Here is a 16,861-nt window from a genome sequence, read left to right on the forward strand (position 1 = left end):
GCCGGTTGTTTTAAAAAAACAAACCAGCGACAAATAAAGTCCAAACAATCTCAACCCAAACATCACGGGCAGAACGGCAATGTCGTTTTGTCGGGAGGATAGGATCATGTCTGACAGAAAGCTTCCCCGCCTTCTTCAAGCGCCCGCGGTTCTGATGCTTTTGGTATGGATGCTAATCCCTCTAGGGATGACACTGTACTTCTCGTTCATCCGCTATGTGCTGAACAGCCTGCGTCGCCCCGAGTGGACAACGCCAAGCCTCAGCAACTGGCGCGGCCTGGGCAACTATGAATTTGTTCTGAAAAACAAGGACTTCCTACTTGCCATTCAAAACAGCCTGCTCATCGTCTGCAGCATTCTGTTTCTGACCGTTATCCTTGGCGTTCTGATCGCTGTGCTGATCAACAAGACCTTTCCGGGTCAGGGTATCGTCCGCGTTCTTTTGATCTCGCCCTTTTTCGTGATGCCAGCCGTGAACGCTGTTCTTTGGATCAACATGATCCTCGACCCCGTTCTGGGTCTTCAGGGTATCGCTGTCGGCAATATCAACGACCTCCTCGACTCACTGCGGAGTGCGCCCATCATTGGGTCGTTCTTCTCACTCTGGCCAGAACTGAACCCTATCTCTTTCAGGGCCACGCAAACCTCTGCATATGCGGTCATCATCATGGTGACCTGGCAATGGACACCGTTTGCGGTTCTGATCTTCATGACCTCGCTTCAATCCGAGGATCAGCAGCAGAAAGAAGCTGCGGTTCTGGATGGTGCCAGCACTTGGTCACAATTCCGGTTCCTGACACTTCCACACTTGGGGCGCCCAATTGCGATTGTGGTCATGATCCAAGCAATTTTTCACCTGTCGCTCTATGCGGAAATCGAAATCGTCAGCCGGGGCAACGGGAACAAAAACCTGCCTTACCTGATCGGTGAATTCGCCAACAACAACATCGGCGCAGCCAGTGCCACCGGTGTTTTCGCAGTCATCCTTGCCAACATTGTCGCCATCTTCTTGCTGCGCATGGTTGGCAAGACATTGATGGAATAGGAGGACCAGATCATGGCAATTGTTGCACAATCCTCGAAGTTCAGCACCTATGGGCGGCCTGTTTTGGCCTGGGCTGTCGGCCTGCTCTTCTTCTTCCCAATCTTCTGGATGGTTCTAACAAGTTTCAAGACAGACGCGGACGCGGTGAAGCCAGAGCACCTGATCTTCTTCACTCCGACGCTCGAAAACTACCTGAACATGACAGAAAACTACGACTACTGGCGCTTTGCCCGGAACTCGGTCATCTCAGCCGTCTTCGCGACAGTGTTTACACTTGTTGTCAGTGTTCCGGCGGCCTACGCCATGGCTTTCAACCCAAGTCGCGCGACCAAAGACGTTCTGATGTGGATGTTGTCGACAAAAATGCTGCCCGCCGCGGCAGTGCTCTATCCGATGATCTTTTTGGCTAAGGGCATCGGGCTCTATGACACGCACATTCTCATCATCACGGTTTTGAGCCTAATCAATCTGCCAATCGCAATCTGGATGCTCTTCACATACTTCAAAGAGATCCCGAAAGACATCATCGAAGCCGGCAAGATGGATGGCGTCAACACCTGGGGCGAGATCAAAGAGATCCTTGTTCCGCTAGCCTGGGGTGGCATTGCCTCTACTGCGCTTCTGGTTTTCATCTTTTGCTGGAACGAAGCGTACTGGACTGTCCGTCTCACAACCATCGACGCGGCCACACTCTCAAAACTTATCGAAGGCAACCGTGCCCCCGAGGGCCTGTTCTTTGGGCGCCTCTCGGCAGTGTCTACCGCCGCTGTCGGCCCGATCGTTGTGTTGGGATGGTTCTGTCAGAAACAACTGGTCCAAGGCTTGACCTTCGGCGCTGTGAAATAAGGAAAAGATCATGGGACGTATTGTACTGGATCAAGTATCAAAAACCTTTGGTGAGGTGGAAGTCATCCCACCGCTGGACCTGACAATTGAAGACGGCGAGTTCGCTGTATTCGTCGGCCCGTCGGGCTGTGGTAAATCCACGCTTTTGCGTATGATTGCCGGTCTTGAGGATCTGACATCGGGAAACATCGCCATTGATGGGGCCGACGTGACCGAGGTTCCACCCTCGAAACGCGGCTTGGCGATGGTGTTTCAATCGTATGCTCTCTATCCGCATATGACGGTGCGCAAGAACATCGGTTTCCCTCTCCGGATGGAAAAAATGGATCAAGCCGAGATCGACAAGCGCGTTGAGGCTGCAGCTCAGTCGCTGAACCTGAATGACTATCTGGACCGCAAGCCAGGGCAACTGTCAGGAGGTCAGCGTCAGCGGGTCGCAATTGGTCGCGCCATTGTTCGGGACCCGTCGGCCTTCTTGTTTGATGAACCATTGTCCAACCTCGATGCAGCCTTGCGCGTAGGCATGCGGCTTGAGATCAGCGAAATGCATGAGCGTATGCAGACGACCATGATCTACGTAACGCACGATCAGGTCGAAGCCATGACCATGGCCGACAAGATCGTTGTGCTTCAGGCCGGCGTCATCGAACAAGTCGGCTCACCGCTGGATTTGTATCACGCGCCCAAAAACGTGTTTGTGGCTGGCTTCATCGGATCCCCGAAAATGAACATCTTTTCGGGGCCAGAGGCCGAAAAGTTCGGCGCACACACTGTCGGAATTCGACCAGAACATACCGATGTCAGCATGACAGAAGGTACCTGGAAAGGCACCGTGGGCGTGGCGGAGCATCTTGGCTCAGACACGTTCGTCCACGTCCATGACACCGGCCTTGCAGATATGGTTACGATCCGGATCACCGGGGATATCGCCGTGAAACATGGCGACACAATCTATCTGACGCCACAAGTCGATCGAATTCACAAATTCGACGCGCAAGGACTGCGCATCGAATGAAGCGTCTGGACGGCAAAACGGCGCTCATAACCGGGGCCGGTCGGGGCATTGGGCGCGCCTTCGCCAAGGCCTATGTGGCCGAAGGCGCGCGCGTTGCCATTGCAGACATTGACCTTGACCGAGCGCATGACGCCGCGCGCGAGATCGGTGTCGATGCTGTTGCCGTTGAAATGGACGTGACTGATCGGAACAGCATTGACGCCGCTGTCACCAAAACAGCGTCCGTCTTTGGTCAGGTTGATGTCTTGATCAACAATGCTGCCCAATTCACGGCCGCCCCGATTGTTGAGATCACCCATGAAGACTATGCGCGCGCCTTTGACATCAATGTCGGCGGAACCCTGTTCACAATGCAGTCGGTTGCGCGCCACATGATCGATCGAGGCATAAAGGGCAAGATCATCAACATGGCCAGTCAGGCAGGACGACGGGGCGAAGCCTTGGTCGCGGTTTACTGCGCGACCAAAGCGGCTGTGATCAGCTTGACGCAATCGGCCGGGCTGAACCTCGTCTCGCATGGGATCAATGTGAACGCCATCGCGCCCGGAGTGGTTGATGGGGAACATTGGGACGGCGTCGATGCCTTATTCGCCAAGTACGAGGGCAAGGCGCTTGGCCAAAAGAAACGCGAAGTCGGCAGAGCAGTCCCAATTGGACGCATGGCCCAGGCCGAAGATTTAACGGGCATGGCAGTTTTCCTTGCCTCTAAAGACGCCGATTACATTGTGGCACAGACTTACAATGTCGACGGTGGAAATTGGATGAGCTGATGAAGTTGAACAATGCAACTTTGAACGAGCTTCCCAAGGCTGTCTTGCGCCCGCATTACGATCGCGCACAGCTCAAGCCGGGGATTGTACACATTGGCCTGGGTAACTTTCATCGCGCCCATCAGGCATGGTACCTTCATCGATTGATGCAGCAGGGTGATGCGCTTGACTGGGCCATAGTCGGCGCAGGTGTTCGCAGCTACGACGCCAACATGCGGGAAAAGCTGTTGGCACAGGACTGCCTGACCACATTGATAGAACTGGGTCCGACGTCTTCTTCTGCAGAAGTGATCGGGTCGATGATTGATTACTTACCTATCGAAGAAGGCAATCAATCCTTGGTCGCCCGGATGGCCCTGCCGGACATTCGCATTGTCGCCATGACCGTGACCGAAGGAGGGTATTTCATTGACCCGGCCACCAAAGGGTTTGATGAAACACATCCGGAGATCGTTCATGACAGTCAAAATCCGGAGCGCCCAAAAACGGCTTTTGGAGCGATAGTCGCCGCGCTTCGAGTGCGTCGTGATCAGGGCATAGGACCCTTTACCTGCCTGTGCTGTGACAACTTGCTTGGCAACGGAGATGTTCTGCGCCAGACCGTTGTGTCTTTAGCACGATTGTCCGACCCCGAGCTTGCGGATTGGATTGAGGCCAGCTGCACCTTTCCAAATTCAATGGTCGATAGCATCGTGCCCGCGACAGGCCAGAACGAGCTGGCTCTGGCGCGTGAGTTGGGTATTGACGATCAGGCGCCAGTGACCCATGAAAAATTCCGCCAGTGGGTCATTGAAGATAACTTCTGCGCCGGACGGCCCGACTGGGACAAGGTTGGCGCGACCTTCTCAGACAATGTTCACGGCTATGAGGCGATGAAGATCCGAATTCTGAATGGTGGGCATCAGGTGATCTCGGTGCCTGGTGAGATTCTTTCGGTTCAGACGATCGCAGATTGTATGGCGCACGATCTTATCGGCCAACTCTTTACCAAAGTGGCAACAGAAGAAATCGCGCCTCTTATCCAGCCTGTCTCAGATATGACGCCGCAGGACTATGTCGGGCTCATCCACAGCCGGTTCTCAAATCCAAAGATCGTCGACACGACCCGTCGCGTGGCGTTTGACGGATCGTCTCGGCATCCGGGATTTGTCATACCCTCCATCCGTGAAGGGCTGGCCAAAGGCAGCCCGATTGAAGGGCTGGCCCTGGTCGAAGCGATGTGGGCCCGGATGTGTGAAGGGTCGCGTGAGGATGGCAGCAAGATTGAGCCCAATGACCCTTACTGGGATGAATTGAGTGCGAAGGCCAAGGACGCAAGAAAGAGTCCCGCCGCTTGGCTTAAAATGCGCCAAATCTACGGAGACTTGGCAGACAACTCGCAATTCTCTGAAACCTTTGCTCGGTGGCTTGGCTTGATTTGGAAAGATGGTTTGGAAAAAACGTTAGCTACCTACCTCAAGTCTTAAGCTTCGCAACGCTTTCGAAATCCATGCGTGCGAAACCTTCGCACCAAACTCTATTGTGAGGAAAACCCATGATCCTGTGCTGCGGTGAAGCACTTATCGATATGATCCCTGAGCCCACACTTAGTGGAACAGAGGGTTACGTGCCTCGGACGGGTGGTGCCATATTCAATACCGCAATTGGCCTGGGACGGTTGGGATGTCGAACAGGGCTGCTGAGCGGCATTTCGACAGATATGTTTGGACATCAACTTATGGCCGATTTGCGGGCCAGCAACGTTGACACCACCAATGTCATTCGATCGAACCGCCCAACCACATTGGCTTTTGTCAAATTGTCAGATGGCCACGCGTCCTATTCGTTCTTTGACGAAAACTCGGCTGGACGGATGATCGCACCCAGCGAGTTGCCCACAGACATCGGGGAGACTACTGCCCTTTACTTTGGCGGTATCAGTCTGGCATGCGAACCCGGTGCGGAAACATACAGGCAGTTTGCCGAGGCGCATGCGCGCGATTGTGTCGTGGTATTGGATCCCAATATCCGCCCCAGCTTTATCGAAGACGAAGTAAGGTTCCGCGATAGTATGCAGAGGATGCTCAGTCTGGCCGACATTGTAAAAGTATCCGACGAAGACCTGAACTGGATTATCCAAACAGCAGACTCTCTGGAAGAAAAAGTCGCTCATTTACAGAGGCTTGGACCATCAATTGTCATCCTGACACGCGGCAGCGCAGGAGCGCGGGCCTGGTTGCCGAGTGGTCAATCCGTATCTGTTGCCAGTCAGAAAGTTGATGTTGTTGACACCGTCGCCGCCGGAGACACTTTCAATGCAGGTGTGCTGGCAGGGTTGTCTGAGGCAGGCCTACTCAACAAGGCCGTGCTTTCTTCTGTGTCGGAAGATGCTCTTACAAAGGCGATCGGTTTCGGAACACGAGTCGCAGCAATCAATGTCAGTCGGGCCGGCGCCAATCCGCCTTGGCGCGACGAGCTTTGAGACATCCCAAAAGACCAAGCTTGCCCCGAAAGAGAGAGGATGTTGTCCGGGTTCTGAGATTGAATCAAGTGTCTTGGAACAAATAATCTGGTGCAATCACGCACCCGACCTCTGGTGTCCTGCGACGATGGCATAGAGCCGCTGTGGAAATACGCAACGCCAATCCAAAACAGAACATCCAACTCGAGTTCCACAGTCTTTTGCTGCATTCACGGCTATCGAACTCATGACCGCCGTTGATTGTGTCAGCATGACCCAAGCTGGCTCTGAAGTGCCACAATGGATTTGCGCTCAACCCTAAATGAAGCCCCAACACTTTCACAATTCTCAACCGCTAAAGAGCCGCAAATTGAGTGGGCGACATTCCCGTTCCTTTGCGAAAGGCTCGGCTGAAATTTTGAGCGTTTTCATATCCGAGATCGATTGCAATATCTTGAACTGACAGAGATCCTTCACGAAGCATCTCTATTGCCCTTTTGGTTTTGACTTGATTGGCCAGCGACCGGAAATTCGTACCGTCTGATTGGAGTCGCCTTTGCAAGGCACGAGGACCCAGGTCGAGACGTTGAGCCGCCGTTTCAAGGGCGATCCCGTTTGTTGCGATTTGAAGTTCTAAAACCTGGGATACAACTTCGACAAAACTGGATGGAGCACCATGACAACGTTCTCGCTTGATGTCTTCCAGTACTACGGGTGAGGTGTTGCGATTACGAACAGCGGTAGCCAGGATGGGTCGCTCGAACATGATTTCAAGCCTGTCGCTTTCCCATAACACCGGACATCCAAACATAGTTTCAACATGTTCGTGCGCCTTGGTGCGCGGCAGGTCTATGCGAATTTGGCTAGGCCGCCACGTAGGTCCTAAATAGTGAGAAAAAATACTTAGAACCGCTCCGAGTGCGGAAAAGGCAATACTTGGATAGGCCGAGTGGTTCTTTAGGGAAAAACGGTATTCATAACCCAAGAGGTTTCCGTCAGCTCTGAAGAATGTCCTGTCATGAGATGAGTGATAAGGCATCACTTCCTGAGCCCGTTCCAATGCAGCTTGAAGCGTTACAGCACCCAAAACATACCCGCCCCAAGCACCATAGTCCGCAATGGTCAAATGGGGTGCCCAAAGTAAACCAATACTCTCATCTCCAAATGCGCGCCCCACTTCACCAATGAATGTCGCTAGCGCGAGTTTTGGAATGTAACCCTCTTGGACTTCGACAAACTCATAGGGCAAACCAGCTTCACGAAGAGCACGGTCCAACGCTTTGTCTCCAACGGCTTCGCGCGTGAACTGGGGCATGGCTCCAAGTGCTTTGGCTGAGATCATTGGAGGTAGCGACATTAAAATTCTGCATCCCAGACGTCATCTGTCGTGAAATGATACGCCTTAGAGTTATCTTTTGGCTAGAGTTTAACTTTCCTTTCACGAATTGGCCAAGGGAACTGACTATGAGATTTGGACTTTCGCACATCACTTTGACACTTGCTTTGTCGCTGCCGGCGTACTCAATACAAGCGCAAACCTTCAATGACACCGGAGATATTCTGGCGCGCGCCGCGCAGGTCGAAGACATCGAATATCAGATTATGGTTCAACGTGCGACGCAGGCTGCCATCTGGGCGATGCCGGCGACTGGCATGATTGACTTCCTGAAAGGGATCCGGCGGGATTTGGGAGGCGACATCAATGATGTGGTGTATCTTAACAAGCCCTTTGACTCCAAACACGGGTTTCTGACGGCAAATGACGTGACGGCCTATGCCTGGAGTTCGATGACCTCAGAGCCAGGTCCACTGGTCGTCGAAGTTCCGGCTGCAACGGACAAGGTAAGCTATTTCGGAACAATCGTGAACGCATGGGACACTCCGATTGAAGACGTCGGCCCGTCTGGAGCCGACAAAGGTGAAGGCGGGAAGTACCTGCTGTTACCGCCCGGATATGAGGGTGCAAAATCCAAGGCAGACCTCGAGGCCGATGGGTATCTCGTCTACGAAACCGATACATATCAGTACGGCTTTGCGTTCCGGCCGCGGCTTTATAATGGCGCGACTGACGCAGATGCAGCTGACTATGCTCAACAACTAAAAGTCTATTACCTTTCCGAGGCCGACAATCCGCCACCAACGACCTATCTCGAAGCATCGGAGGAGCCGTACGACTCCTTGCCGTATTACAACCACACGTTTTTTGAAGACGTGAATGATTGGCTGCAGGGCAACCCGGTACGGCCTCAGGACAAAGTTATGGTGTCGTTCCTGAAGGACTTGGGGATCGAGAAGGGAAAGCCCTTTGAGCCAACCGAACAGCAACTGGCCGCGATGGATGAAGGGCTGGTTCTGGCATATGCCCAGATGCAGAGATACTTCGTGGAACCAGGTAAAGCGACGGTTCCACTTTGGGTAGATGCCAATGGTGACATGAAAACCCAGTGGCTTGTCTGGGATTTCGCGGAAGGACAGGCCGAGGCTGGTTTCCCTTATGAAACCGAGACAGAAGTTCTTGTCGATGACCGTGCGGGCGGCAGCTATTTCTGGATAACTTACCTGCCGAAGTACCTTGGCGGCGGCACGTTCTACCTCACGGGCCTGAACGACAGTGACGGCGAGATGTATGACAACACCAAGACCTACAAACTGAATGTGCCTGCCGATACGCCAGCCAAGGATTTTTGGTCTGTCATCGTCTACTCAATGGAGACCAAGAGCTTCATTCGAAATGTCGACAGGGTGGGCCTGTCATCACGCGATGCAGCTGACATGCAGGTGAACGAGGACGGATCATACGACATCTATTTTGGCCCTAAAGCCCCGGCTGGGATGGAAAGCAACTGGATTCCCACCCCCGAAAGCTACTTCCTTCTATTCCGGCTCTATGGCCCTGAAGAGGGCTGGCTGCAAAGCGGCTGGATCCTGCCTGACATGGAAAAAGTGAAATGAGCGGCACAAGGAAAACCCCGATGAAACTATCAAACTTGCTGACTGGGACAGTTTTGGCGGCGGGCGTTTTCGTGAGTGGTGCCACTGCTCAGGAATTTGCAGCGGACGTTCCCGATAATGTTCTGACACCGGATGTGGTCGAGACCGAAACCCTCGGGAAACTAGAGTTTTTCGATGGGATGCCCTCGGCCGAGACCACCCAAAAGGCCTTCGACAACCTCGATCTGATGCGGGCGACAAGTGCCTTTCTGGATGGCATGAACATCGCCTCGCTACGCGGGATGTTTCAGGGCTATGAAGAGATTGGCGCCAAACCGAATGAAATCGTGATTACCGAGACCTTGATGGATGCGCGCTCGATCTGGCTGACCCCCAATACGACGACCATCTATATCGGGGCCAACGTTGATATCTCCGAAGGGCCGATGGTCATTCAGGTTCCCCCCGGCCTTTTGGGTCTCTTGGACGATGCCGCATTTGACTATGTCGCGGATATCGGAGCTTTGGGGGCGGACAAGGGCAAGGGCGGCAAATTCCTGTTGTTGCACAATGATGACGAAACGCCTGTGCCAGAGGGATACTTCGAGCTGCGCACCAAAACCTATGAACACTGGTTGTTGTTGCGCCGCTCACCCGGCGAAGGTGGAGATACACAAGGTCCGGTGGCCGAGATCAAAGCCGGGTTAAACGTCTATTCCCTGAGCGAGTCAGAAAATCCGCCCGAGGAAACCTTCCTCGACGTGTCGGGTGCAAAGTACAACACCGTGCATGCCAACAATGAAGACTTCTACGAGGAAATCCACGTTGCCCTGAACAACAATCCTGTAGGGGCCTTTGCGCCCGAGATCGTGGGTACTTTCGCGTCGCTTGGCATTCACAAAGGAGAGCCTTTTGAACCCGATGCCCGTATGAAAGGCATCTTAAAAGAGGCTGCGGCCATTGCAAACGCCACGGCCCGTTCGATCACCTATGCATCCCGTGATCCCGGTGTCTTCTTTTACGAAGATCGCCAGTGGAATTCGCCTTTTCAAAGGCAGAGCTACCAGTTCTTGCAAGATGGTGCCCGCATTCTGGACGACCGCACCTACTTCTTTTACATGGCAACGGGGATCACACCAGCTATGACGGCCCCACCTGTTGGGTCGGGCTCGGTCTATGCCATGACCGCTCGGGATAAGGATGGTGCGTACCTGGATGGATCCAAGACCTATAAAGTCACTCTTCCGGCTCCAGTTCCGGCGAAAAATTTCTGGTCCTTCATGCTTTACAGCGGCCAAACTCGCTCGATCCTTGAAACCGATCAAAGGTCTGGAGGCATCGATTCAAATCGTCCTGGGATCAAATCCAATGATGATGGCAGCTACACAATCTATCTTGGTCCGCAAGCTCCTGAGGGTCAGGAGAGCAACTGGGCACAAACCATGCCTGGAAAGAGTTTCAACGTGATGATGCGCCTCTATGGTCCTTTGGAGCCTTGGTTCGACAAGAGCTGGAAACCTGGAGATTTCGAACTGGTTGAGTAGGGATTTGGAGAACGCAATGTGTGCCTTGAGCTTGTGCCACTAAGTACAGGTTTCATCATGGCAGCGATTGAAACTTGGTGATTGTTTGATCCTTCTTTTGCGAAACTTTTCGCGCCGAACAGCGAGGTCCTATCTCTGAAGCGAACTGCCTCATCAATCGCCCGAAACGCATGACGCCGAATGAACTGTGTTCATCCGGCGTTGGAAATGAGGGCGGGGTTTTGAGGACGCGTTATCCGTTGCGGCTGTTCTGTTTGCAGTCGCGCTTGTCTTTGCCGACCAAGCCGTTCGCACCGCGGCAATCCTGGCGATCATCACGCCGATCCTGGCGGCGGTCCATGCCGCGCGTATCGGCAACATCGTAGCTTGTGCTGGCGCTCGCAACTGGTGCGTCCATGGTTGAGAATGTTGCGGTTGAGGCAGTGGCCATCGAGGCGGTCAGGGCTACGGCGAGGGCGGCGAATGTGGTTTTGGTGAACATGGTGTTTTTCCTTTGGTGTGTGTTTGTGTGTGTTTCTGATGACACCAATATGCAGGCTGACCGGCGATAAAACTCGTCAGGTCGAGACGAGGATGTGTGAGTTTGGGACAAGGCAAGAGTTTTCGTTACCAAGTTAAATGAGACAATTCAAAAAAATGCGTTATCCTTTGGTAAAGTCAAAAAGACAGGGGTGGGACATGAAGCCAGTAACCATTTTGCGTGTTGCAAAACCAATTCAACGGGCGCTGCAAATTACTTGCTTCATCGCGTGCGCCGGAGCGTTTGGACCTGCTCTTGCTCAAGAAGCCGCTCCACCAGGTGTTTTGGTTGAGACACTGAAACCCAGAGCCCAGACCGGGAGCAACACCTTTCCCGGCCGCGTGGTGGCCTCATCCAAGGTCGACATCGTCGCCCAAGTAAGCGGGATCGTGACGGGCATTCACTTTGACGAAGGCTGGCCCGTATCCGAAGGTGATTTGCTTTATACAATTGACCCGGCCGAATATGAGGCAGCAGTAGCCGCCGCTAAAGCAGCGCTTGAAGCCGCCAAGGCAGCCGCGGAATTGAAGCGCATAGAGTGGGATCGCAAAAAGCAGCTTTTTGACAAGGGCACTGGTACTCAGTCAGAACTGCAACTGGCCACGGCACGTTATGACCAAACCAAAGCAAATGTGACCGCGTCAGAAGTCGCACTGAAACTTGCAAAAATTCAACTGGATCGCACAACAATCAACGCGCCATTGGACGGGCGGATGAGCATTGGGCACATCAGCGTCGGTGCATTGGTTGGCCCAAATACTGGACCTTTGGTGACCGTTGTTTCTTCCAATCCCATCAAAGTCGGCTTTTTGGTGCCACTCGGGCTTTACACTTCGTATCTGCAAGAAGGCCGCAAGCTTGCTGATCTCAAAGTATCATTGGTCCTACCCGACAACAGCACTTTTCCCCATACGGCGGATATCGACTTTGCGGCTCCGGTCGCGGACTCGTCGACCAACAGTATTGTACTGCGAGGCGTTGTGGCAAACCCGGACTATTTGCTGATTGATCAACAGTCAGTCGAAGTGGTCGTATCCGAACGCAACGCAAGCTCCACGCTGACCGTACCCAAGACTGCCTTCTTGTTGGACCAGATTGGCACATATGTTTTGGTCGTCGACTCTGACAATGTTGTCGAAATTGCTCGCCCGAGTCTTGGCCGTGAATTTGGTCAACGTATGGAAATTCTGGCGGGTCTAGACGAAGGCGCCCGGGTAATTGTTGCCGGGCATGCCAAGGCCCGCATTGGACAGCCCGTCACACCCGCGGAAAACGCGGAAAAAGAGTGAAATCTGGCTTCGTCCAAGTTCACCTGAGGAGCCAACAACATGTTTTTTGATATTTTCATTAACCGCCCCCGACTGGCTTTTGTCATTTCTACTCTGTTTGTTCTGCTGGGCGTCATTGGATGGCAGATCATTCCGGTTTCTCAATATCCGGCCATTGCACCACCCACAGTCGTAGTGACCGTGAAGTACCCCGGCGCCTCTGCAAGGACGCTGGAACAGGTCGTTGCCCAGCCAATTGAAAATGAGGTCAACGGCACAAAGGGCATGGTTTATATGAAATCCAGCTCGAACGATGGCGGTCTTTATGCCCTGACGGTTAGCTTTGAGATCGGAACCGATGTTGATTTGGCGGCCGTTGATGTCAAAAACCGCGTACAAGCCGCAGAGCCTTTGCTACCGGCAGAAGCCCGTCAACAAGGCATTTCAGTTAGAACCAGATCTCCAGATCTAGTCCAGATCATCGCGTTTCAGTCGACAAATCCAGAAGCTGACAGCCTCTATTTGGCGAATTACCTTAACCTGAATGTCATCGACGAAATGAAGCGCATAAACGGTGTCGGTGATGCGGTGTCTTTTGGTGCGGCCCCTTATGCGATGCGCATTTGGGTCGAAAACCCGGCGCGACTTGCCAGTCTTGGCCTGACCGAAGGCGACATCGTCAATGCGGTCAAAAGCCAGAACATCATTGGTCCCGCCGGAACAATCGGGTCTGCCCCGACAAAACCTGACCAGGCCTTGCAATTGACCGTCGTCACGCCGGGGCTTTTGCTGTCACCGGCAGAATTTGAAGACATCTACCTTACGGTTGATCCCAATGGCGGCGAAGTCAAACTTGGCGATGTGGCGCGCGTTGAGATCGGCGGTGAATTTGATGGAGTTGCATTGCTGGATGGTGGTCCTACGGCCGCTGTCGGCATCTATCTTTCTCCCGGAGCCAATGCGGTAAACACCGCCACCGCTGTCACTTCCAAATTGGAACATCTGGCCAAGCGTTTCCCGGACGGGATGAGCTATGTGGAAGTGCAAAACAACGCCGAATTTGTAAACGTTATGATTAAGAAAGTGCTCAAGACATTTGCCGAAGCACTCGTTCTTGTCACGGTGATTGTGTACCTGTTTTTAGGTAGCGCACGCGCCACACTGATCCCACTCTTGGCTGTTCCGGTCTCGGTGATTGGAACAATCGCAGTTTTGTACTTTATGGGCTATTCCGCTAACACGATCTCTTTGCTGGCTTTGATACTGGCGATTGGCATCGTGGTAGATGACGCGATTATTGTTGTCGAAAATGTCGAGCGAGTGATGCACGACAAACCGAACCTGAGCATCAAACAAGCAACGTCTGAGGCAATGGGTGATATCTTTGCACCAATATTGGGAACGACGCTGGTCCTTTTGGCAGTCTTTGTCCCTGTAGCCACTTTGCCTGGGTCATCTGGTGTCCTCTACCGAGAATTTGCGATTACGATCTCGGCAGCAATGCTCTTGTCGATGATCAACGCACTGTCGTTGTCCCCGGCGTTGTCTTCACGATTGATGAAACACGGAAAACTGCCATGGATCATGCAAAAGATTTCGCACGGAATTGACGCTGTCGCCCGTGGCTATGGAGCCATAACCAAACGATTGTTGTCGCTGTCGATCCTGTCTCTCGTCGCGGTCGTTGGATTTGGCTGGTTGGCAGCAAAAACAATCGAGACCATCCCAAGCGGCTTTGTGCCAAGTGAGGACAAAGGCTCTATTATGGTGGCCTACCAGCTGCCCGCCGGAGCGTCGATGGCGCGCACCAAAGAGCTTAGCAACAGGGCCGAGCATATCGTACGCGACGACCCGGCGGTCAGGACGGTATTGCGTATCGACGGTTTGGATTTGATAGGCGGTGGAGCGGCCTCGAACGCAGGCGTATTGTTCACCAAAATGAAGGATTACCACGATCGCGAAGGACATCATGACTTGTCCGCCAACGCGACAGTCGCGCGGCTTAGAGGGGAACTTAACGCAATTCCAGATGCGACGTTTCTTGTTGTTACACCCCCAGCAATATCCGGCATGGGTGCAACTGGGGGTTTTGATTATGTCCTTGAAGGTCTGACTGGCCAGGAGCCTGAAGAGATGGCGGCAGTCTCAAAAGCCCTGTCTATCGCGGGGATGAGCGCTGACAGCATCGCGATGGTATTCAGCGGTTTCGACGCGGCTACGCCACAAGTCAAACTAGATATTGATCGCTCTGAAGCTGCTCGGTTAGGCGTGTCGCTGCCTGACATCTACGCGACCCTTCAGGCCCGCCTAGGAGGAGCCTACATAAACGACTTTAATCGTTTTGGGCGCAACTGGCAGGTCAAGATCCAAGGCGACACCGAGTACCGATCGGAAATTGAGGATCTCTTGAATGTGCGTGTGCGAAGCGCGTCAGGAGAGCTGATACCCGTTCACGCATTTGCAGACGCCGGTTTGACGGCAGGCCCAAGAACCCTGACACGCTACAACAACTATCGGGCCGTTTCGCTGAACGGCAGCCCGGCCCTTGGGTTCGGGATGGGAGAAGCCATGGACGCCATGGAGGCAATCTCGGCAGAGGCATTGCCGGACGGATTTGCCTTTGAATGGAGCGGCCTTGCTTTGCAGCAAAAAGAGGCCGCTGGTAAAACGGCTCTGGTCATTGGCCTGGCGTTTCTGTTTGCCTATCTGTTTCTCGTGGCACTTTATGAAAGCACGATGATCCCAATCGCGGTTTTGTTGACAGTTTCTGTGGCCATTCTGGGTGCCGTGCTGAGCGTCAAATACGGCGGTCTGGCCTTTGATCTTTACACGCAAATCGGAATGGTCGTGTTGATCGCATTGGCAGCCAAAAACGCCATCATCATGTACTCTTTCTGTCTGGAAAAGCGAAACTCAGGGATGCCCTTGAAAGAAGCGACGGTCGAGGGCGCACGCATGCGGTTCCGCCCGATCATGATGACCAGCCTTGCGTTTATCATGGGTCTTGTTCCGCTGGTCGAAGCACACGGCCCAGGTTCAGGCGCCATGGGTGCTGTGGGCATTCCTGTGTTGTTCGGCATGTTGGCGGCAGCGACAATCGGGTTACTGATCGCCCCGATGTTGTTCATGGTGTTCCAGGGGCTGCGTGAAAGGTTTGGCTGGAAGCCAGCCGGCGAATTGCCTGCCTGAATTTAACGTAGGTTTAGTCTACGGCATGGCGGTGCGCTCAATTCAGGGCTGCACCGCCTTTTTCGTGCGATCGCACAATTGTCCCAAACTCACACATGAGCGTCCCGTCTAGACGAGTTTTGGCGATGGGCAACCCGCATATTGGTGTCATCAGAAACAGACAAACACACACCAAAGGAAAAACACCATGTTCACTAAAACCACATTCGCCGCCCTCGCCGTCGCCCTGACCGCCTCGATGGCCACCGCCTCAACCGCTCCAATGTCCGGCATGGACGCGCCGGTCGCAAGCACGAGCACAAGCTACGACGTTGCCGACACGCGCGGCATGGACAACCGCCAAGATCGTCGTGATGATCGCCAGGATTGCCGCCAATCCGAAGGCGCCGCAGGTCACGACAAGCGCGACTGCAAACAGGACAACCGCAACGGATAACGCGTCCTCAAAACCCCGCCCTCATTTCCAACGCCGGATGAACACAGTTCATTCGGCGTCATGCGTTTCGGGTCCTCATATTGCTGCCGTAAACCACAACCGACCACTTGTCTCAATTTCACACATCACTGACCCAGTCGCACGGGATGTTCGCGTGAACGCAACGCATGTTTACTTCACAACAGACACACGCAACTCAACCAAACGAGACACACCATGAAAGCTTTCATCTCAAAAACACTTGTCACCGGCGTCTTTCTTCTCATCCCTGTCGGCGTCCTTGGATTTGCACTCAGCAAGGTCTTTGCAAAGCTTCGCAAGCTTGCAGAACCCTTGGCTGCTAAACTTGAGATCGAGAGTGCTGCGGGCATTTTAGCTCTCGACGCGATGATGGTAATGGCCTTGATCGCTGGCGTTTTTCTTGTGGGCCTCATCGCGTATCTTCCAATCGTCGCCGCCCAGGCAGACCGGATCGACCAACAGTTGGAAGGGAAAGTTCCCGGGTATTCGGTGCTGAAAGGCATCGTAGGCGGAGCCCTTAATCACGAAACATCAATGAACGGATTTAAAACTGTGTTAGCGCGGCACAACGGTATTGCTCAGATTGGCTTTGAGGTCGAACGGACCGAAACAGGCGATGTCGTCGTATTCCTGCCCAACACGCCAAGCCCTCGCACCGGCGTTACGGCAATCTTTAACCCAAGCGACGTAGAACCTTTGAACATTCGCCCGCACAAGGCTCTGGAAATGCTAACATTCTTTGGAAAGGGCACTGCTGAAACTCTTGGCAATTGCCAGAACCAAGGGGGCCTGTCACTGGCACACTCAGCGCAGGCCGCGTAACCCCCAGTGAACCC

General features: G+C 53.5%; 14 protein-coding genes. 12 read left to right on the top strand and 2 right to left on the bottom strand.

What is annotated here, in order from left to right; genetic code table 11:
• Positions 1-106 precede the first annotated feature (106 nt).
• The 6 genes from Q0932_RS17450 (at position 107) to Q0932_RS17475 (ending at position 6,137) form a co-directional block, all read left to right on the top strand.
• Complete coding sequence (locus tag Q0932_RS17450) at positions 107-1,045, top strand: sugar ABC transporter permease (protein ID WP_299355997.1); 939 nt, start codon at positions 107-109, stop codon at positions 1,043-1,045.
• A gap of 12 nt (positions 1,046-1,057) precedes the next feature.
• Complete coding sequence (locus tag Q0932_RS17455; protein WP_299355999.1) at positions 1,058-1,891, top strand: carbohydrate ABC transporter permease; 834 nt, start codon at positions 1,058-1,060, stop codon at positions 1,889-1,891.
• Positions 1,892-1,901: 10 nt separating this feature from the next.
• Positions 1,902-2,906: an ABC transporter ATP-binding protein gene (locus Q0932_RS17460; RefSeq protein WP_299356001.1), complete on the top strand. Its 1,005-nt coding sequence runs from the start codon at positions 1,902-1,904 to the stop codon at positions 2,904-2,906.
• The gene (locus Q0932_RS17465) at positions 2,903-3,676 is read left to right on the top strand and encodes an L-iditol 2-dehydrogenase (RefSeq protein WP_299356003.1); all 774 of its coding nucleotides are present in this window, start codon (positions 2,903-2,905) and stop codon (positions 3,674-3,676) included. The genes Q0932_RS17460 and Q0932_RS17465 overlap by 4 nt, the downstream gene beginning before the upstream one ends.
• Positions 3,676-5,142, top strand: coding sequence for a mannitol dehydrogenase family protein (locus tag Q0932_RS17470; RefSeq protein WP_299356005.1), 1,467 nt, complete (start codon positions 3,676-3,678; stop codon positions 5,140-5,142). Before Q0932_RS17465 ends, Q0932_RS17470 begins: the two co-directional genes overlap by 1 nt.
• Positions 5,143-5,210: 68 nt before the next feature.
• Positions 5,211-6,137, top strand: coding sequence for a carbohydrate kinase (locus Q0932_RS17475; RefSeq protein ID WP_299356006.1), 927 nt, complete (start codon positions 5,211-5,213; stop codon positions 6,135-6,137).
• 334 nt (positions 6,138-6,471) lie between these two features.
• On the opposite strand, the gene Q0932_RS17480 is transcribed toward Q0932_RS17475, so the two are convergent.
• A complete protein-coding gene (locus tag Q0932_RS17480; RefSeq protein WP_299356008.1) occupies positions 6,472-7,431 on the bottom strand; it encodes an AraC family transcriptional regulator in 960 nt (319 codons plus the stop codon).
• 149 nt (positions 7,432-7,580) lie between these two features.
• Between Q0932_RS17480 and Q0932_RS17485 the strand changes: the two genes are divergently transcribed.
• Positions 7,581-9,068: a DUF1214 domain-containing protein gene (locus tag Q0932_RS17485; RefSeq protein WP_299356009.1), complete on the top strand. Its 1,488-nt coding sequence runs from the start codon at positions 7,581-7,583 to the stop codon at positions 9,066-9,068.
• Positions 9,069-9,088: 20 nt separating this feature from the next.
• Complete coding sequence (locus tag Q0932_RS17490; protein WP_299356010.1) at positions 9,089-10,591, top strand: DUF1254 domain-containing protein; 1,503 nt, start codon at positions 9,089-9,091, stop codon at positions 10,589-10,591.
• A 232-nt stretch (positions 10,592-10,823) separates the two neighbouring features.
• Here the strand turns inward: Q0932_RS17490 and Q0932_RS17495 are convergent, their stop codons facing one another.
• Positions 10,824-11,072, bottom strand: a complete 249-nt coding sequence (locus Q0932_RS17495) for a hypothetical protein (RefSeq protein WP_299356012.1) — start codon at positions 11,070-11,072, stop codon at positions 10,824-10,826.
• A gap of 197 nt (positions 11,073-11,269) precedes the next feature.
• Between Q0932_RS17495 and Q0932_RS17500 the strand changes: the two genes are divergently transcribed.
• The 4 genes from Q0932_RS17500 (at position 11,270) to Q0932_RS17515 (ending at position 16,847) form a co-directional block, all read left to right on the top strand.
• Positions 11,270-12,400 carry an efflux RND transporter periplasmic adaptor subunit gene (locus tag Q0932_RS17500; protein ID WP_299356014.1) on the top strand — a complete coding sequence of 377 codons (1,131 nt, stop codon included), beginning with the start codon at positions 11,270-11,272 and terminating at the stop codon, positions 12,398-12,400.
• Positions 12,401-12,439: 39 nt separating this feature from the next.
• On the top strand, positions 12,440-15,568 hold the full coding sequence (locus tag Q0932_RS17505) for an efflux RND transporter permease subunit (protein WP_299356016.1): 3,129 nt from the start codon (positions 12,440-12,442) through the stop codon (positions 15,566-15,568).
• A 187-nt stretch (positions 15,569-15,755) separates the two neighbouring features.
• Positions 15,756-16,004 (top strand): hypothetical protein, encoded by a 249-nt coding sequence (locus Q0932_RS17510; RefSeq protein ID WP_299356018.1) that lies wholly within the window; start codon positions 15,756-15,758, stop codon positions 16,002-16,004.
• Positions 16,005-16,220: 216 nt separating this feature from the next.
• On the top strand, positions 16,221-16,847 hold the full coding sequence (locus tag Q0932_RS17515; protein WP_299356020.1) for a hypothetical protein: 627 nt from the start codon (positions 16,221-16,223) through the stop codon (positions 16,845-16,847).
• The last annotated feature ends 14 nt before the right edge of the window (positions 16,848-16,861 follow it).

Origin of the sequence: uncultured Shimia sp., assembly GCF_947498095.1 — a bacterium.
Taxonomy (GTDB): Bacteria; Pseudomonadota; Alphaproteobacteria; order Rhodobacterales; family Rhodobacteraceae; genus Shimia.

Coding starts and splice junctions, on each gene's coding strand:
- Q0932_RS17460 (WP_299356001.1), top strand. CDS start 1,902: ATGGGACGTATTGTACTGGATCAAGTATCAAAAACCTTTGGTGAGGTG.
- Q0932_RS17515 (WP_299356020.1), top strand. CDS start 16,221: ATGAAAGCTTTCATCTCAAAAACACTTGTCACCGGCGTCTTTCTTCTC.
- Q0932_RS17455 (WP_299355999.1), top strand. CDS start 1,058: ATGGCAATTGTTGCACAATCCTCGAAGTTCAGCACCTATGGGCGGCCT.
- Q0932_RS17485 (WP_299356009.1), top strand. CDS start 7,581: ATGAGATTTGGACTTTCGCACATCACTTTGACACTTGCTTTGTCGCTG.
- Q0932_RS17470 (WP_299356005.1), top strand. CDS start 3,676: ATGAAGTTGAACAATGCAACTTTGAACGAGCTTCCCAAGGCTGTCTTG.
- Q0932_RS17510 (WP_299356018.1), top strand. CDS start 15,756: ATGTTCACTAAAACCACATTCGCCGCCCTCGCCGTCGCCCTGACCGCC.
- Q0932_RS17495 (WP_299356012.1), bottom strand. CDS start 11,072: ATGTTCACCAAAACCACATTCGCCGCCCTCGCCGTAGCCCTGACCGCC.
- Q0932_RS17500 (WP_299356014.1), top strand. CDS start 11,270: ATGAAGCCAGTAACCATTTTGCGTGTTGCAAAACCAATTCAACGGGCG.
- Q0932_RS17450 (WP_299355997.1), top strand. CDS start 107: ATGTCTGACAGAAAGCTTCCCCGCCTTCTTCAAGCGCCCGCGGTTCTG.
- Q0932_RS17490 (WP_299356010.1), top strand. CDS start 9,089: ATGAAACTATCAAACTTGCTGACTGGGACAGTTTTGGCGGCGGGCGTT.
- Q0932_RS17480 (WP_299356008.1), bottom strand. CDS start 7,431: ATGCCCCAGTTCACGCGCGAAGCCGTTGGAGACAAAGCGTTGGACCGT.
- Q0932_RS17465 (WP_299356003.1), top strand. CDS start 2,903: ATGAAGCGTCTGGACGGCAAAACGGCGCTCATAACCGGGGCCGGTCGG.
- Q0932_RS17505 (WP_299356016.1), top strand. CDS start 12,440: ATGTTTTTTGATATTTTCATTAACCGCCCCCGACTGGCTTTTGTCATT.
- Q0932_RS17475 (WP_299356006.1), top strand. CDS start 5,211: ATGATCCTGTGCTGCGGTGAAGCACTTATCGATATGATCCCTGAGCCC.